Raw genomic sequence first — 17059 nt, forward strand, 5'->3', positions numbered from 1 at the left:
AGGACCAGCTCATCACCGCGCCACCCGCCGGCCAGCAGGGCTGCGTCCAGCGTGCAGCATCGGCGCAGGATGCCACCTCGCTCCAGCCCAGCGGCACGCCCGCTTTCGCCAGCGCGGCGGCCGCTTCGGCGACCCGGCCGGTCTCTTTCTGCAGCTCAGCCAACGCCGCCCGCAACTCGGCCGTACCGTCCGCCGGCGCAGCCGACGCGTCGCCCGCCGGTGCGGCGGGCGACGCACCGGCGGCGATCTGTTCGATGCGCTGCAGCCAGGCGCCCTGGCTGTCGATCCGGGCGATCACGCGCTCGGCCAGGCCCGGGTCACCCAGATAGGCGGTCACCAGCGCGTGCGGGTGCACCTGGAAAGCGAAGGCGAGGACGAAGGCCACCAGAAGCGACAGCAGCTGTGCCCGGGCGCGGAAGAATTCCGAGATTTCCTTGCCATAGGCCTCGTATTGCTGCGCGACATTTTGCACGAACGTGTCGGAGAGCGCCTCGGCCACCTCGACCATGCGGCTGTCGACGAGGCGCTGCGTGAAGATCTCCGTCGGGATGTTGGTGCTCGCGCCACCTCTCGTCAGCCACCGCACCAGGCGCCCGACGCGGCCGGCCGGGCGCGCGGCTCCGCCGGCGAGTGGCCGGTTGGTCATGATGATGTCGGCGAAGGTGGCGGCGTCGAGCGTGGAGTGCGGATCGGCCGCGCGAACGCGCTGCTCGATGACGTTCTCGTAGAGCGCCTCCAGCGTCAGCCGCATGCCCTGATGGCGCAGGCCGAAGACCCGGTGCAGCGCCTCGACGATGCTGGAGACGAAGAGCGCGAAGACGAGCATGGTGGTCGCAAAGGCAAGCGTCGCGGAAAGCCAAGCCATGGCACCGTTCCCCCAAGATCGAACATGAAAATTCGCCCCACGATGCTTGTAGCATAAACAAGAAGGCGAACGATAGTCACATTTCTACTTGGGCGGGTTTTCGACAGGCAGGCTGCGCCTCAGCTCCGCGGCTTCAGGTTTTCCGGATCGTAGAGCGGCCTGTAGCCGACGGCGGCGACCTCGACCGGGAAGCTCTCCGCGAAATACTCGACATTGAGCTTGCGGCCCACTTCGCAGTATTCCGCCGGGAGATAGGCGAGCGCGATGTTCTTGCCGATCGTCGGGCCGAAGGCGACGGAGGTCGTGTAGGAGCGCCGACCGAGGCTGTCGATCAGGACTTCGCCGGTGACCGGATCGACGACCGGCATGGAGCCGACGGGGTAGCGGGCGACGCCTTTACTGTCGACATTGTCGGTCATGACCAGCGTGCAGAGCATCGCCGGCTGCTGGGCTCGGGCCTTGTATTCGAGATGCCTGGCCTTGCCGCGGAAATCGGCTTCCTTGACCTTCGGGCGCGCGAGATCCGCTTCGATCAGGTTATACTGGGTGAGCAGATCGGCGTTCTGCAGGCGCAGGCTCTTTTCCATGCGGCGCGAGTTGGCATAGGTCTCGACGCCGAAGGCCATGATGCCTGTCGCACGAAGCGCATCCCAGACGGCGAGGCCGTCTTCGTATTTCATGTGCAGTTCCCAGCCCTGCTCGCCGACATAGGAGATGCGGAAGGCGGTGACCGACTTGCCGGCGATTTCGATCTGCTTGATCGCGGCGAAGGGGAAGTTTTGCGCGTCGAGGCTGGCGGGGTCGGCGACGGCCTTCTTCAGCGTCGCGCGGGCATTCGGGCCCCAGATGCCGATTGTGATGTATTTTTCCGAGGTGTCGGTGATGGTGACGTCGAGGCCGCGATCTTCGGCCACGCGCTTCATGTAGTGGAAGTCGCGCGGGCCGGCGTCCGCCCCGTTGACGAGGCGGCAGCGGTCGGCGAGCCGGAAGACGGTGAAGTCGGCGCGCACCATGCCCTCGTCGTCGAGGAAGTGGGTGTAGATGCCCTTGCCGATATTCGCGTCGCCGCCGATCCTGGCCGCACACAGCCATTCGAGCAACTCGACATGGTCGGGGCCTTCGATGTCGACCATGTGGAAATGGCTCAAGTTGACGATGCCGCAATCCTCGCTCATCGCCAGATGTTCGGCATTCGAAACGCGCCAGAAGTGGCGGTTATCCCACTCGTTTTCGCGAACCGGCACGCGGTCTCCGTACTTCTCCAGCAGGTGCTCGTTGGCGGCGTAGCCATGCGCACGCTCCCAGCCGCCGAGTTCCATGAAGTAGCCGCCGAGTTCGACTTCGCGCTCGTACATCGGCGAGCGCTTGGCGCCGCGACCGGTGGCATAGGGTTCGCGGGTGTGCACGGCGGGGAAATAGATCTTCTGTGCTGCCTCGTAAGCGCGGCCGGCGATGAAGTCTTCGGTCAGCTGGTGCGGGTAGAAGCGGGCGTAATCGATCGAGTTGTGGTCGATTTCGGTACGGCCGTCGGTCATCCAGTCGGCGATCAGCTTGCCGTAACCGGGGCCGTCCTTGACCCAGATGGCAACGCAATACCAGAGGCCGCGCACCTTCTGGCTTTCGCCGCAGGAGGGGCCGCCGGCAGCGGAAACCTGCAGCAGGCCGTTGAAGGAATGGCTCTCGTTATAGCCGAGTTCGCCGAGGATCGGGGTGAGTTCCATGGCGCGCTCGAGCGGCTCGAGGATCTGCTCCATGTCGAGGTCGCGTTGCGATGGCGACAGGCGCGACTCGTGCTTTTCCAGGATGTCGCGCGGGTGGCACAGGCGCGGGTTCGTCTCTTCGTAATAGCCCCATTCGATCTGGCCGCCCTCGGAAGTCTTCGGGTCGCCGGTGTCGCGCATATAGGCCGAGTTGCCCTGGTCGCGCAGGAGCGGATAGCCGATGTCCTTGCCGGTGCCTTCGAATTCGTTGAACGGGCCAAAGAAGGTCAGCGGATGATCGACCGGCATGACCGGGAGGTCTTCTCCCACCATCTCGGCGATCAGGCGGCCCCAGATGCCGGCGCAGACGATGACGTGATCGGCCATGATGGTGCCGCGATGGGTGACGACGCCCTTGATCCGGCCGCCCTCGACGATCAGCGACTTGGCCGGCGTGTTGGCGAAGGCGGTGAGCTTTCCCGACTTCTCGGCCGCGTCGACCAGCTTGCCGGCTACCGTTTGGGAGCGCGGGACGACGAGGCCCGCGTCGGGGTCGAACATCCCGCCCATGACCTTCTCTTCCTCGATCAGCGGGAAGAGCTTCTTGATTTCGGCAGGCGATACATAATGCGCGCGGGTGCCGAAAGCGCGGGCCGACGAGAGCTTGCGCCTGATTTCCTCCATCCAGGTCTCGTCGCCGGTGCGGGCGACTTCCAACCCGCCTATCCGGGCGTAATGGCCCATCTTCTCGAAGAAATCGATCGAGTACTGGGTGGTCCAGACCGAGAGATAGTCGTGGCTGGTGGTGTAGCAGAAGTCGGAGGCATGGGCCGTCGAGCCGATGTCGGTCGGGATGCCCGACTTGTCGATGCCGACGATGTCGTCCCACCCGCGCTCGATCAGATGGTGGGCGATCGAGGCGCCGACGATGCCGCCGAGACCGATGATGACGACCTTCGCCCGTGCCGGGAACTCTGCCATTGTCCGCTGCTCCGAAATGCAAGTTTCGGGCGGACTATATTGCGCCGCGACGGCGCCGTCGCAGCCTGTTTGCGACATCGGCGGAAGGTGGCGCGACCTGCGCGCCGGAGCGCAGCGCAGCCCGGCTTCAGCCAGCGCGGGCGGAAAGGTCGACGCGTGGCTTCCATGCCGCGATCAGGATGACGCCCATGGCCGCGATGAAGGTGAAGTAGAAGCGGTCGTCGGGAAGCGGAAAGCTCGCGAACTTGCCGAGCGTGCCGATTGCCAGCGCAAAGACCAGCGCGTTGGTGCGCCCGGAGCCGATGCGTCCTGCCCGGGCGAGCATGGCCCAACCGACGATGAGGACGAGGAACAGCCCGGGCCAGTCATTTTCCGTGAGCGCCACAGCGACCCCGCGCACATAGCCCTTGGTGAAATCGACCAGCGAGAAATCCGGTGCGAAGCCGGTCATCGAGTTCTGGATCTGCACGCAGGAGAAGTAGAAGTGCGCCCACCAGCCGGGATGGTCGCCAAACTTCGAGATCAGAAGGCAGGCCGCGAACGAGACGACGAAGGTGGCCAGCATCGGCAGGAGCCGCCAGCCGAACAGAACGGCAGCGATCAGCAGCGCGAAGATCAGGATGATGTTGTCGGGCCGGACGAAGACGGAGGCGAACAAAAGCAGGCCCGCGAGCCCGTCCCTGCCGCGCAAGAGCAGCAGCACCGCGCCGAGCGACATTACCGCAAGCAGCATGTCGGGCGTGACCATGGTGGTCATGGTGATGAAGTCGGCGGTGGCCAGGAACGGAACGAGCAGCAGCAGCCCCTGCTCGGCGCCCTCGCGCGCTAGCCACCAGAGGCAGAGCGCACCGAAGACGACGGACGGAAGCACCGAGAGCAGGATAGATGCGGTCGAAAGCCCTGCGACGGGCTCCAGCCAGCGCAGCATCGCCACATAGAGCACCTTCACCCGGTACATGGAGAGCTGCGACTGGAAGTCGGCCGGGTTCTCCCACTGGTGCAGATTGTAGGGGTTGGAGAACTGGAGATGATAGAGTTGCGCCTCTCGCGCGCCGGGCTCGATCTCGGCCCAGGTGCGTTCATGCAGGGCGGCCGGGTCGTCGATCCTGTTCTCGAGCGCGGTCGCCACGTAGGCGACCATGTCCCAGTTGTAGGCGGGCCTCAGCCAGGAATAGGCCGCGACACCGGCGATCACCAGCGCCATGAAGAAGACCGCGAGGCGATCGACGACGGTGCGCGTCGCAAGCCCCTTCACCAGCGTTTCTGCGAGGCTGGTCCGCAAAGCCCACCCGACAACGCCGCCTTGCGATTCCGTCATCGCCATGGTCCCGTCTCCCCTGACTCGCCCGCCGTCCAACCGTTCAGCTCACCTGGCTTTTCACGAAATCCTTGACGATGCCGACGATGCCGCGCGACAGCAGGCCGTCGAGCGCATCGCAGAACACGTCGACATGTTCGCGCTGGCAGATCAGCGGCGGCTCGAGCCGGATGACGTTGCGATTGTACTCCGTGAAGGCCACGAGCACGCCGTAGTCGCGCAGCAGCAGCGCGCCGATGAAGCCCGACAGCGAGCCCTTCAGCTTGTCGTCGAGCATGGCCACCACCGGGCGCAGCACCATCGGCAGGGTCTGCGAGAAGTCGTGGAACTCGAGGCCGACCATGAATCCCTTGCCGCGCACCTCCTTGACGATGGTGGGATGCTTGCGGCGGATCGCCTCCAGCCGCTCGAGCAGGTAGTCGCCCGTCTCGGCGGCATTGTCGATCAGCCCCTCGTCGTAGAGCACGTTCAGGGCTTCGATCGAGGTAATGCAGGCTTCGCCGATGCCGCCGAAGGTGGCGGCGGCATGGATCATCGCGGTCTTGGGCGTTCCATAGGCCTTCATGTAGACCTCGCGGCGCGCGATCATGGCGCCCACGGCCGACTTGCCGCCGCCGAGAGACTTGGCCAGCGCGGTCACGTCCGGCACCACGCCGTAGTGCTCGAAGGCGTAGAAGCGCCCGGTGCGGCCGAGCCCGCACTGCACCTCGTCGGCCACCCACAGGACGCCGAACTGGTCGCACAGCTTGCGCAGCTTCTGCCAGAACTCGGCCTGCGCCTGGATGATGCCGCCGCCGCCCTGCACCGTCTCCAGCACGATGACGCCGATTTCCGGATCGGCCCTGAAGGCGCGCTCGATCGCCTCGATGTCGCCGAAGGGCACGCGCACCGTGTTGTCGACCAGCTTGAATTCGCCACGATAGAGCTGGCCGTCGGTGATCGACAGGACCCCCTTGGTCTTGCCGTGGAAGGAGTTCTCCGCATAGACGATCTTCGGCCGCTTCGGGCCGGCGGCGCGTTCGGCGACCTTGATGGCCGCTTCCATCGCCTCGGAACCGGAGGAGCCGAGGAACACCATGTCGAGGTCGCCCGGCGAGCAGGCGGCGATGTTGTGCGCCAGCGCCGAGGCATATTGCGACATGAAGGCGATGGCGATCTCGTGGCGCTTTTCGTCCTGGAAGCGCTTGCGCGCCTCGATGATGCGCGGATGGTTGTGGCCGAAGGCCAGCGAACCGAAGCCGCCGAAGAAGTCGAGGATCGCGCGGCCGTTCTGGTCGTAATAATACATGCCCTCGGCGCGCTCGATCTTCACCTTGTGGAACCCGAGCAGCTTCATGAAGTGAAGCTGGCCGGGGTTGAGGTGGGCCTTGAACAGGTCGGTCATGCGCGCCACGTCGAGCGACTTGGCATCCTCGACCGAGAGCAGCGGCGGCTTCGGCGTCTTCGTCGGCGCGAGTTCGGGCGCGCCGATCACGGAGCGCGCCTCGGTCAGGTCGGGCTTGGTCATGACGTTCATCTCGGTATTTCCCTCATTCGGCCGGCGCATGCGAAACAGCAGGCGCATGCGCCCCGCCGATCTTCGCGCGATATTCGGAATAGGCGGCGATCAGCATGTCCTCGTCGCGGTACTGCGGCACCCAGCCGAGGTCGCGCTTGCCCTTGGACACGTCGAGCAGGCAGTCCTCGTCGGCGATCAGATACTGCTCTGGATCCATCAGCGGCAGGTTCATCCAGTCGAGCAGGTCGAGCGTGCGCTTGACGGCCCATCCCGGCGTCGGGATCAGGATCGAGCGCGAGCCGGCATGGCTGATCAGGTCGCCCAGGAGCTTGCGCACCGACGGCGGATTGAGCGAGCCGAGATTGTAGGCCTCGTTCGGCACGCCCGCCTTGAAGGCCAGGCGGGCCGCCTCCGCGCAGTCGAAGACGGAAATGAACTGGTAGGGATTCTTGCCCGAACCGATCATCGGCACCGGCAGGTTCCAGTCGATCAGCTTGAACAGCTTCTCCAGAATCCCGAGTCGGCCAGGGCCGATGATCAGCCGCGGGCGAAACAGAGAGATGTTCATGCCGCGCTCGCGCCACTGGGCGGCGAGTTCCTCGGTCTTGAGCTTGGACAGGCCGTACTCGCCGAGCGGCGCCACCGGGTGGTCCTCGGTCATCGGCTGATAGACCGTGTGGCCATAGATCATGTCGGTGGTGAAGTGGACGAGGTTCCTCGCCCCGGCCGCGTCCATCGCCTGGATGATGTTTTCCGTGCCGTTATAGTTCACCGGCCAGAAGAAGTCGTGGCGCTTGGCCCGGGCCTGGATCGGCGACAGCATCTTGGCCGACAGATTGTAGACCATGTCGTCGGCCTCGATCCCCAGCGCGCGCACCGAGGGCGCATCGGTCACGTCGCAGTGGACGAAGCGCGCCTGGGCATAATGCGCCAGGTCGCTTCTGGCGATGTCGGCGACCACGACCTCGTGGCCGTCGGCGACCAGCTTTGGGGCAAGATGGCGTCCGACAAAGCCGTCGCCGCCGAAAATGATGTGTCTCATTGGGACATCTCGCTCTTGTGCATGGGATTTCCGGCAAGATCCGTGCCATCGGCCGCATGGCTGCGGTCGCTCTGGGCGATCAGGATGGTGCCGAGGCAGATGAAGCCGATCCCGGCGATGCGCCAGGCGTTCAGGTCCTCGCGAAACACGAAGTAGGCGAAGATCGCGACCGCCACGTAGGCGAGGCTCAGGAACGGGTAGGCGAAGGACAGGTCGACCTTCGACAGTACGTAGAGGTGCGACGCCATCGAGATCACGAAGACGCACAGCCCGAAGAAGATCCAGGGGCTGAACACGATCTGGAGGATCTTGAGCACCGGATTGACCCCGGCGAACGACAGCGGACCCAGCGACATCATGCCGTACTTCAGCATGAGCTGCGCGGCGGCGTTGGTCATCACCGTGAACAGAATGAAGACGATGTATTTCATGTTGCTTCGCCCCTTGGCGCCTTCATTAGCGGACAGACAAAAATCTTCGGTGAAATGAGACACCGCAATTTGGACGTTCTGCGTTTACGGCCCGAAAACCATGTCGGCACCGTCGCCTATTCGGCCGCGATCGCGCGCGCCTCGCCCGATAGCGTCAGTGCGGTGCGGCGCCAGAAATCGGAGACGAAGGCCGGATCGCGATGCTCATCCAGGGCCCGCCATTGCGGAAACGAGGCCTCGAAGACATGCGCCGACATGCGCGCGTCCTTGTAGGGGTTGACCGCGCCGCCCGCTTCGATGGCGATGCGGTCGAGCTCGGCGAGCATCAGCCGCGTGCTCAGCCCGCGGTTGGGGAAATCGAGCGTCAGCGTGTAGCCCGGACGCGGGAACGACAGCATGCCCGGCGAGGGCCGATCGCCGAAGCGCTTCAGCACGGTGAGGAACGACCCTTGCCCCCTCGCCCGCGCGGTCGAGAGCAACGCCGGCACGGCGTCACGCGCGGCCGCTTCGGGGATCACGCTCTGATGCTGGAAAAGCCCGCCCGGACCATAGAGGCGGTTCCAGTGCGCGACACTGTCGAGCGGGAAGAAGAAGCTCTTCGCCGGTACGCGCTCGGGCTCGCGGCGCCAGCCGTTGCTCCAGCGATAGGCCGCGTTGAAGAGCCTCAGGAAGGAGCGGTTGAGGACCGTGAAGGGAGGCTGCACGGGCACCGACAGCCTGCTTGGAGCTGTGTCGTGGTCAGCCCCTTCGGCCCCCTCGGCGTGGTTGCCGGCCAGAAGCAGCCCCCGTCCGGCGGCATCGCCCGCGGCGAGCTGGTCGATCCAGGCGACCGCGTATTCGTTGCGGGCATCGGCGTCCTCGGCCATGTCGAAATACTCGGAAAGACGGCGAAACGGCCGCACCGTCTGGACGACGTGCGGTGAACCGACCCGCATCAGGCGCATCGTCGCCTTCAGGATCAGGCCCGTCAGACCCATGCCGGCGATGGTGGCGCGGAAGAGCCCGGGATGGCAGTCGGCGCTGCAGACATAGGTCCGCCCATCCGAGCGCAGCAGCGACAGCGACAGGACATGCGCGCCGAAGCTGCCGCGGCGATGATGGTTCTTGCCATGCACGTCGTTGGCGATGGCGCCGCCCAGCGTCACGTTCTGGGTTCCCGGCACCACGGGCGGGAAGTAGCCGTGCCGGGCCACGTGGGCGATGATGTCGGACAGGAAGACCCCGGCCTCGGCGGTGAGGATCCCCGTTTCAGGATCGAAGGCGAGAATACGGTTGGCGCTGCGCATGTCGACGAGCGCGCCGCCGGCGTTCAGGCAGCTGTCGCCGTAGCTGCGGCCATTGCCGTAGCCGAGCAGGCTGCCCGGTTCGGCCCTGCCGCTCTCGAGCAGCGCGATGGCCGCGTCAGGCGTCAGCACGCGCCCCTGGCCGGGGAAGACCCGGCCGAAACTCTCCAGCCGGCCGCTCATGCGACCACCGCCGCGGCGACGAGGAGCACGGCGCCGATCGCCGAGACCATCTGGCTGCGCCAGTCGCTGGCGATGAAGACGATCGGATCGTCGTGCATCTCGCCGCGACGCGCCAGGACCCAGATCCGCAAGGTGAGGTAGAGCACGATCGGCGCCAGCGGCCAGATCATCCAGGGATGCGGATAGAGCTCCTTGACGCTCATGCTGTCGATGTAGAGCGCCAGGACCAGCGCCGAGGCGAAGGCCGAGGCGACGCCGGCCTGGGCCACCACGTCGATGTCTTCGGGCCGGTAGCCGCGGCCGGCAAGCCGCGCGCCGCGCGAAAGCTCGGTGCCGTCGAGTTCGACGAAGCGCTTCACCAGCGCCAGCGAGAGGAAGAAGAAGAGCGAGAACGCCAGCAGCCAGAACGACAGGTCCGTGCCGGTTGCCATGGCGCCGGCGATGATGCGCATCGTGTAGAGGCCGGCGAGCGTGAAGACATCGACCAGGAGCATGCGCTTCAGGCCGAAGGAATAGGCCGTGGTGACGACGAGATAGGCCCCCAGCACGAGCCAGAACAGCGGCGGCAGGAAGGCTGCTGCGGCAATGCTGACGGCAAGCAGGACGCCGATCGAGCCCAGCCCGAAGGGGATGGACAGGGCCCCACTGGCGAAGGGACGCCTGCGCTTGGTGGCATGGCGGCGGTCGGCCGAAAGATCGGTGAAATCGTTGATGATGTAGATGGCCGACGCCGAAGCGCTGAAGGAAACGAAGGCCAGGATGCAGGCCACGATCATCGCCGGGTTCAGGTATTCGTGCGCCAGCACCATGGGGACGGCGATGAGGCTGTTCTTGAGCCACTGGTGGGCGCGCAGCATCCGCAGCACCGACGTCCTGGTCGGGCGCGTGCCGGGCACCAGTTCGCAGCCATGCTCGGCTTGCCAGCGGGCCGCATGACGATCCGGCGCCACCACGATCGAGGCACGCGCGGCGTCGAACACCTTCAGGTCGTGCCGGCTGTTGCCGACATAGTCGAAGCCGCCGTCGCCGAACATGGTGATGAGGCGCGCGCGCTTGCGCTCGGACGTCAGGTTGTGGCCCGGATCGTCGGTGGCGAGCACGACATCGAAGACGCCGAGATGCGCGGCAATCGCCTCGGCGAACTTGCGTGGCGTGCCGGTTGCCAGGAGAAGGGTTCGGCCGGCGGCCTTCTCGGCATGGAGCCTGGCGACGATCTCGTCACGGTAGGGCAGCGTGTCGGCATCGAGATCGACCCGCGCGGCGATCTCCATCTTCAGCCGGGCCGGTCCCGAGGCGAGCCAGACGGGCACCATGAACAAAAAGAGCGGGTTCTTCTTCAGGAGAAGAAACAGCCCCTCCCAGAGCAGATCCGTCTTGATCAACGTCCCGTCGAGATCGACGGCGAGCGGTACAGCCGTAGTTTCCGACCGAGCATCCATGCCAAGTCACCTTCCCGTGTGCCAGGGCACCCAGACGAGCACCCACGGCGGACGTTCTAGGAAACAAGCACCTACGGAAGGTTGAACAAGGCCCGCAACCGACGGCCCCGCGGCGGGATTTTCGGTGCGAGGCTTAATCGCCGGTTATCGAAAAAGGGAAAAGGCCGGACATCCGCCCGGCCTCCGCGATCGTGATTTCGGAAGCTGGTCCGGAGCGCCTTACTTGATGCGCGCCCGTCCGCCCGAGATCTCGATGACCTCGTTGCCGGACAGGGCGAAGCGATCGCCGTCGGGCATGGTCACGAAGCAGCTGGAAAAGCAGAACTGTACGGTCTGGCCGGGTGCGATGACCAGTTCCTCCTGCTTGGAGCCTTCCGTCACCACGAGGACGCGGACTTCCGTGTCGTTGTTGAGCGCACTTGCGGCCAGCACCGGAGACGATGCCGCCAGAAGGACCAGAGCCGCGCCAAGAAAAGATTTCATGTCAGCAATCCGGTGTCGCCACCGCCTCTCGCATCGTTCGGGACCCGTCGGCTCCCGTTGAGCGCATCCTATAGGGGATGGCGCATGAACGGCAACTGAACGGTGACGTCAGAGGTTTTCGTCGCCGTCGTCGGGGTCTTCGCGCTTGCGCCGCCGCCGCCGCGGGGCCACGGGCAATGCGACGACGTCGGCGCCCGCCACGCCAGACGCGGCCTTCGTCTCGGGCTCCGGCTCCGGCTCGGTCGCCAGATCGGCCAGCGGGGTGGAGACGGTGATGTGGGCGCCCTTGAGGTTGACGTCGCGCTGCGGGAACGGGATCTCGATCCCCTCGCGCTCAAACGCTTCGGCGATGGCGAAGCGGATGTCGTTTTGCACCGAAAGCCCGCCGGTGATGTCGGCCAGGAAGAACCTGATCTCGAAGTCGAGCGACGATTCGCCGAAATTGGCGAAGAAGACGAAAGGCTCCGGGTTCTTCAGCACCATCGGGTGGCTGCGCGCGATGTCGAGCAGCATCGCATGCACCTTGCGCGGGTCGGTGCCGTAGGCGATGCCGATCTTGATCTCGATGCGCCCGAGCTTGTTCTTGTGCGTCCAGTTGCCGACGGCCGCGTTGATCAGTTCCGAATTGGGCAGGATCACCGTCTGGCGCTGGAACGTCTCGATCTCGGTGGCGCGCACGCTGATGCGCTTGACCGTGCCGGTGACGGGACCGGCCACGATCCAGTCGCCAGCCTTGAACGGCCGCTCGGCGAGAAGGATCAGGCCCGACACGAAGTTCGACACGATGTTCTGCAGGCCGAAGCCGATGCCGAGCGACAGGGCGCCCGCCACAAGCGCCAGGTTCGACAGGTCGATGCCGGCCGCCGATATGCCGACGAGGGCGGCCAGCGCGATGCCGGCATAGCCGACCGCGGTGCGGATCGAGTTGCGCAGGCCCACATCCACCTTCCCGCGCGCCATCACCGACCCGTCGAGCCAGCCCTGGAAGCCGCGGGTGATGAAGTATCCGATGAAGAAGATGACGATGCCCGTGGCGATGCCGACCAGCGAGAACGACACCGTCCCGACCGTGATGTTGGTGGCGAGCCGATGCGCCCAGGTGGTGATGTCGCCCCACTGGAAGCCCCATTGCAGCAGCACCAGCGGCACGCCGACACACACCACGAGGATGTAGGTGGCGATGCTGGCGACCAGCCCCAACTGGTCGAGCGCGGTTTCCTCGAGCTTGAAGCGGGCGTGCAGCGCCTCGCCGAGCGCCGTGCGCACGAAGGCGCCTTCGGCCGAAATCGCGCCGGCCGACAGGAAGCCGATATACATGGTGGAGGCGATTGCGCCCGTGACCACGATCTGCTGCGACATGAAGCGCGCAAAGCCGATGTAGCCGAGAAGCGCGGCAGTCATGGTGCCGATCCCCAGCCCAAGGAAGATCCAGTTGAGCGCCAGGAAGCGTCGCGGCCCGCCATCCTCCCGCGTCGGCCGGACGAGGCCTGCCAAAACCAGAAGAAGGCCGACGATCACGGTGGCGACCAGGCTCTTGGCGATGGTGAGCGAGAGCGGCGAGCCCATGACGTGGTTGACACGGTTGAGCACGAAATCCGCGCCGGTGACGACCGCCGTCAGCCAGGCCAGCCAATAGAGTTTGCGCGCCGACGCGCTGTCGACCGGCACGAGCCGCCAGTTCGGCCGGTCGGGCCCGAGGGCCGCCCGCGCCAGTCGGTTGACGAAGAAGACGATGGCGATCACTTGGAACAGCGACGACAGCATCTGCCCGATGTCGGCGCGCAGGATCTTGAACGTGTCGTAGAGGTAGAAGGTGGCCGACAGGAACACCAGAAGCGTCACCGAGGGCATCAGCGTCGACCAGAAGGCGACCGACAGCCGCGACAGATAGGAGGGAGACGCGCCCTTCACCGCCTCCATGCTGGTGCCGAACAGGCGACGCGCCCCGAAAGCGAGGACCGCGGCCGCCGCCAGCGCCATCAGCGTGGCCAACAGCAGCGATTGGAGCTTGAAGCTGGTGACGAACCGCACCCAGGCCATGATGGTCCGCCGCAGCGCCACGACCTCCGACTGCAGATCCGCGAGCGTCGCCGCGCTCAACGCATTGCCAATGTCGTAGCGCTTGGACAGCGTGCTCGTGAACAGATCCCGGCGAAGCGTCCCGATCCGGTCGATCAGGCGATTGATCTCGACCGACAGGGTCTCGGCCACGCCGATCAGGGCATTGATCTCGGCCTTCCGGCGCAGCAGGTCGGCCCGCTCGGTGCTGGTGATCTCCGGCTCGGCCGGCATGCCATCGCCCGGAGGCGGACCGATCTGCTCCAGCCGCGCATTGATCTCCTGGAGGCGCGGCCGGAACGCGACGCCGGCCGCGAGCACCTGCCGGGCGAGCCGCTCGAGTTCGATCCGCGCCTCGACGAGCTGCGCATCGTCGTTGGCATAGCGATCGACGCGGGTGCGCAGCTTCTCGAGCGCGGCCGATACCTCATCGATGACCGGCCTCTGCTCGTCATAGATGGAGAGCGAACCGCCGCCGAACCGTCCGGAGGTTGCTTCCGTCGCCGCGCCGGCGTCGACGGGCGCCGCGGCTCGGGCGGGCTCCGGGTCCTGCGCGGCAGCGGACGCGACCGCGCCAAACGTCGCACCGGCCAGCAGGACCGCCGCGACCAAACCCCGAAGCCAGCCTTTCGTCATTCTCCCCACAACCGCGCGGTTCCTCGCCTTTCCTGCATCCATAGTGACGACATCGACGCCGGGCAAGGCTGGCGGCATGGCCGGCCCCTCGGCAACGTCGGCGGTTCGAAAGGCGGCGGCGCAATCGTTGCATTCGCTTCGGCCGCCGGGCGATAGTGTCCGGCGGCTCGAGGACAAAGAGAGACATGAAGGAATATTCGGCCCTTGCGCTGCTGAAGAACGCGTTCTCCGGCAATCGCGACTGGAAGCCCGCCTGGCGAAAGCCCGATCCAAAGCCCGAATACGACGTCGTCATCGTGGGCGGCGGCGGGCATGGACTGGCAACGGCCTACTACCTCGCCCGCGAGCACGGCATCTCCAACGTCGCGGTGGTGGAAAAGGGCTGGCTCGGCGGCGGCAATGTCGGCCGCAATACCACCATCGTGCGCTCGAACTACCTGCTTCCCGCCAACACCGCCTTCTACGAGCATTCGATGAAGCTGTGGGAGACCCTGTCGCACGAGCTGAACTACAACGTCATGTTCTCGCAGCGCGGCATCCTCAACCTCGCGCATTCGCCCAGCCAGGCCGACGACTACATTCGCCGCGGCAACGCCATGCGCCATGACGGCATCGACGCGGTGTGGATGACCCCGGCCGAGATCGCCCGCAAGGTGCCCGGTCTCGACGTGTCGGCCAGAGCCCGCTTCCCGATCGTCGGCGGGCTGATGCAGCCGCGCGCGGGAACGGCGCGCCATGACGCGGTGGCCTGGGGCTATGCACGCGGCGCCGACCGGCGCGGGGTCGACATGCTGGAGAATTGCGAGGTGACCGGCTTCCTGCGCGACGGCGACCGCATCACCGGCGTGACGACCACGCGCGGCGAGATCCGGGCGAAGAAGGTGGCGGTGGCGGTGGCCGGCTCGACCGGCCGCGTCATGAAGCTCGCCGGCATCGACCGGCTGCCGATCGAGAGCCACGTGCTGCAGGCCTTCGTGTCGGAATCGCTGAAGCCGGCCATCGACACGGTGGTGACCTTCGGCGGCGGCCATCTCTACGTCTCGCAGTCCGACAAGGGCGGGCTGGTGTTCGGCGGCGACATCGACGGCTACAATTCCTATGCGCAGCGCGGCAACCTGCCCGTGGTCGAGGAGGTCATGAGCGAGCTCGCGTCGCTGTTTCCGGGCTGGGCGAGCGTTCGGCTGCTGCGCTCGTGGGGCGGCATCATGGACATGTCGATGGACGGCTCGCCGATCATCACCACCGGCCCCCTGCCCGGCCTCTACCTCAACACCGGCTGGTGCTATGGCGGCTTCAAGGCGACGCCGGCCTCCGGCTGGTGCTTCGCCTTCACCATTGCCCGCGACGAGCCGCACCCGCTCAACGCCGCCTTCACGCTGGAGCGTTTCCATCGCGGCGCCGTCATCGACGAGAAGGGCCAGGGCGCAACGCCCCGGCTGCATTGAGGCCGCACGGATGCTGATCACCTGTCCCTATTGCGGCCCGCGCGACGTGTCGGAGTTCACCTATCAGGGCGACGCGAACCGCACCCGCCCGGATGCCGCCTCGACCGACCAGGCAGCGTGGAACGCCTATGTCTACGACCGCGTCAACACGGCCGGAGACCACCGCGAATACTGGCAGCATTCCGGCGGCTGCCGGTCGCATCTCGTCGTTATGCGCTCTACGCTGACGCACCGGATCGACAGCGTCCGCTTCGCCCGCGACGAGGCCAATGGCGGCACGGCTCGCCGGGCCGGCGGGAGCCGAGCATGAGTTCGCGCCGCACGGCGTCCGGCGGGCGGATCGACCGCACACGCTCGATCAGTTTCCGCTTCGACGGCAAGCGCTACACCGGCCATCCCGGCGACACACTCGCTTCGGCGCTGCTCGCCAGCGGCGTCACCCTGTTTGCCCGCTCCTTCAAGTATCACCGCCCGCGCGGCCTTCTCGGTGCCGGCATCGACGAGCCGAACGCGCTGGTCACCGTCCTGCGCGGCGAGGTGCGCGAGCCCAACCTGCCCGCCACCCAGATCGAGATCTTCGACGGTCTCGTGGCCGAGAGCCAGAATCGCTTCCCGTCGCTCGACTGGGATGTCGGTGCGCTCAACCAGCTGGGCGGCAAGCTGCTTTCGGCCGGCTTCTACTACAAGACCTTCATGGGCCCGGTCGTGGGGCCGCTGCGGGGCACCCGCTTCTGGATGCTGTGCGAGCAGGTGATCCGGCGCGCGGCGGGCCTCGGCCGCGCCGGCCACGCGGCCGACACCGCGCGCTACGAGAAGATGAACGCCTTCTGCGACGTACTCGTCGTCGGCGGCGGGCCGGCAGGCCTCGCCGCGGCGCTCGCGGCGGGCAAGGCCGGACGACGCGTCATGCTCGCCGAGCTTGACCCGGCCTTCGGCGGTTCACTGAAATGGTCAAGCGAGGCGCTCGACGGCGCGCCAGCCGGGGAATGGGTGGCCGAGACGCTGGCCGCGCTCGCGTCGATGGACCATGTCCGCCTTTTGCCGCGCACCACGGTCTGGGGCTATTACGACGGCAACACGCTGGCCGCGCTCGAACGCGTCGGCGACCATGGCGCCGAGCAGGCGAAAGGCGCGCCGCGCCACCGCCACTGGGTGATCCGCGCCGGGCATGTGGTGCTGGCCACCGGGGCGTTCGAACGGATGCTGGTGTTTCCGGGCAACGACCGGCCGGGCGTCATGCTCGCCTCCGCCGCCCGGCGCTTTGCCGTCGAATTCGGCGTGCTGCCGGCCGAGCGCTTCGTCGTCTTCGCCAACAACGACACCGCCTACGCCGCGGCAGCACATCTGCGCGAGGCGGGCGCGGCAATCGCCGCCATCGTCGACGTCCGCGCCGACATCTCCGCCGAAGCGCGCGCACTGGCGACGAAGGCCGGCGGCGAGCTGCTGCTCGGCCATGCGGTGGCCGACACGAAGGGCGGGCGCCACCTGACCGGCGTGACCGTCCGGCGCTTCGATGCGGCGACGAAGACCCTGTCCGGCGAGCCGCGACGGATCGAGGCCGACGGGCTGGCCGTGTCCGGCGGCTGGTCGCCCGCGGTGCACCTGGCGAGCCAGGCCGGCGCGAGAGCGCGCTGGGACGAGACGCTGCAGGCCTTCCTGCCACCCGACCCCGACGCGGGCTGGAAAGGCGCGGGCGC

13 protein-coding genes are annotated in these 17059 nt (G+C 66.6%); 3 read left to right on the forward strand and 10 right to left on the reverse strand.

Translation table 11 applies throughout. The annotated features are described in order from the left end of the window. The 10 genes from EJC49_RS03250 to EJC49_RS03295 form a co-directional block, all read right to left on the reverse strand. Positions 1-865 (reverse strand): hypothetical protein (locus EJC49_RS03250; RefSeq protein ID WP_126698032.1); only part of this gene is annotated, 865 nt, incomplete at its 3' end. Between the two features lie 119 nt (positions 866-984). After that, on the reverse strand, positions 985-3546 hold the full coding sequence (locus tag EJC49_RS03255; RefSeq protein ID WP_126698033.1) for a GcvT family protein: 2562 nt from the start codon (positions 3544-3546) through the stop codon (positions 985-987). A gap of 127 nt (positions 3547-3673) precedes the next feature. Beyond that, positions 3674-4870, reverse strand: coding sequence for a hypothetical protein (locus EJC49_RS03260; protein ID WP_126698034.1), 1197 nt, complete (start codon positions 4868-4870; stop codon positions 3674-3676). A gap of 37 nt (positions 4871-4907) precedes the next feature. Then, complete coding sequence (locus EJC49_RS03265; protein WP_126698035.1) at positions 4908-6380, reverse strand: aspartate aminotransferase family protein; 1473 nt, start codon at positions 6378-6380, stop codon at positions 4908-4910. Between the two features lie 13 nt (positions 6381-6393). Continuing rightward, complete coding sequence (locus EJC49_RS03270; RefSeq protein WP_126698036.1) at positions 6394-7404, reverse strand: NAD-dependent epimerase/dehydratase family protein; 1011 nt, start codon at positions 7402-7404, stop codon at positions 6394-6396. Continuing rightward, positions 7401-7835, reverse strand: coding sequence for an EamA family transporter (locus tag EJC49_RS03275; protein ID WP_126698037.1), 435 nt, complete (start codon positions 7833-7835; stop codon positions 7401-7403). The genes EJC49_RS03270 and EJC49_RS03275 overlap by 4 nt, the downstream gene beginning before the upstream one ends. A gap of 116 nt (positions 7836-7951) precedes the next feature. Then, positions 7952-9301, reverse strand: a complete 1350-nt coding sequence (locus tag EJC49_RS03280) for an FAD-binding oxidoreductase (protein ID WP_126698038.1) — start codon at positions 9299-9301, stop codon at positions 7952-7954. After that, positions 9298-10740: a UbiA family prenyltransferase gene (locus tag EJC49_RS03285; protein WP_126698039.1), complete on the reverse strand. Its 1443-nt coding sequence runs from the start codon at positions 10738-10740 to the stop codon at positions 9298-9300. Before EJC49_RS03285 ends, EJC49_RS03280 begins: the two co-directional genes overlap by 4 nt. 219 nt (positions 10741-10959) lie before the next feature. Continuing rightward, on the reverse strand, positions 10960-11223 hold the full coding sequence (locus EJC49_RS03290; RefSeq protein ID WP_126698040.1) for a hypothetical protein: 264 nt from the start codon (positions 11221-11223) through the stop codon (positions 10960-10962). A gap of 108 nt (positions 11224-11331) precedes the next feature. Then, the gene (locus EJC49_RS03295; RefSeq protein WP_126698041.1) at positions 11332-13917 is read right to left on the reverse strand and encodes a mechanosensitive ion channel family protein; all 2586 of its coding nucleotides are present in this window, start codon (positions 13915-13917) and stop codon (positions 11332-11334) included. A 185-nt stretch (positions 13918-14102) separates the two neighbouring features. Here EJC49_RS03295 and EJC49_RS03300 point away from each other — a divergent pair, with 185 nt between their 5' ends. The 3 genes from EJC49_RS03300 to EJC49_RS03310 form a co-directional block, all read left to right on the forward strand. Further along, positions 14103-15362, forward strand: a complete 1260-nt coding sequence (locus EJC49_RS03300) for a sarcosine oxidase subunit beta family protein (RefSeq protein ID WP_126698042.1) — start codon at positions 14103-14105, stop codon at positions 15360-15362. 10 nt (positions 15363-15372) lie between these two features. Then, positions 15373-15672: a sarcosine oxidase subunit delta gene (locus tag EJC49_RS03305; RefSeq protein ID WP_126698043.1), complete on the forward strand. Its 300-nt coding sequence runs from the start codon at positions 15373-15375 to the stop codon at positions 15670-15672. Then, a partial coding sequence (locus EJC49_RS03310; RefSeq protein ID WP_126698044.1) for a 2Fe-2S iron-sulfur cluster-binding protein occupies positions 15669-17059 on the forward strand: 1391 nt, incomplete at its 3' end. The genes EJC49_RS03305 and EJC49_RS03310, both read left to right, overlap by 4 nt.

Source organism: Aquibium carbonis (genome assembly GCF_003970795.1).
Classification (GTDB): domain Bacteria; phylum Pseudomonadota; class Alphaproteobacteria; order Rhizobiales; family Rhizobiaceae; genus Aquibium; species Aquibium carbonis.